The 997-nt window shown below is 60.9% G+C and carries 1 protein-coding gene; it reads left to right on the top strand.

What is annotated here, in order from left to right; translation table 11 throughout:
* On the top strand, positions 1–997 hold a 997-nt coding region (locus tag DOM45_RS19940; protein WP_157958483.1), incomplete at both ends, for a tandem-95 repeat protein.

The following is a 997-nucleotide window of genomic DNA, read 5'->3' as shown; positions in this document are numbered from 1 at the left end:
CTTCAGCCCGGGCACGGACTTCGACAGCTTGAAGGCGGGCGAGAGCCGCAACGTCTCTTTCACCTACACGGCGACTGATAACAATGGTGGGGTGAGTGCACCGCAGACGGTGACCCTCAAGGTGACCGGCACCAACGATGCGCCGGTGGCGAACGACGATAGCTATGCCACGAATGGCAAGTTTGGCGGGCTTTACTCAGAGTACTTCGCCTACCAGGAGGGCGCTGACGCCGATGGTCCGAATCTCTCGAGCGTCTCGCAGGCCCAGGCATTCATCGCCGAGAAAGGCACGCCCGATGCCACCTTCGTGGCAAGCTCGCTGTTCTACAACTACATCAGTGGCAATCTCGCCAACCCCACCAATCTGAAGGCGTTTCTCGGGGCAGACGCTGATTCCTTAAGCACCGATACGCCGGCGACAGGGACCGATGCCATTCTTCGGATGCGAGGTGTCGTCGAGCTGCAAGCAGGCAGCTACTCGTTCAAGATCCTCTCGGACGATGGCTATCAGGTGATGATCGATGGCAAACCGGTGGCCACGGTCGATCACAACCAAAGCCCGGCGACCAACGAGCACAGTTTTACGGTGGTGCAGGGCGGTACGCATGCCATAGAGATCGTCTACTGGGATCAAGGTGAGCATGCGATCTTCCAGCCCGAGCTGAAGTTCGGCGACGGCGAGTACATGCCACTCGGCGACTTCGTCGTCGATGCCCCTTTGACGACCGCGGAAGATACCGCGATCTACCTGCGTCCTGGAGATCTGCTTGCCAACGACACCGACGTCGAGGGCGATACGCTGAGCGTCACGAGTGTCGGTAATGCCAGCCACGGCAGCGTGTCGTTCGTCGATGGGGCCATCGTCTTCACGCCGCAGGCCAACTACAGCGGCCCAGCCACGTTCGACTACACGATCAGCGATGGCCAGGGGGGCAGTGACACGGCAACGGTCACGCTGCTCGTGATGCCGGTGAACGATGCCCCGGTTGCTCGCGCC

The sequence above is a fragment of the Salinicola lusitanus genome (genome assembly GCF_003206045.1).
In the GTDB taxonomy this organism is placed as follows: Bacteria; Pseudomonadota; Gammaproteobacteria; order Pseudomonadales; family Halomonadaceae; genus Salinicola; species Salinicola lusitanus.
This window is presented reverse-complemented; position numbering and strand designations above follow the sequence as displayed.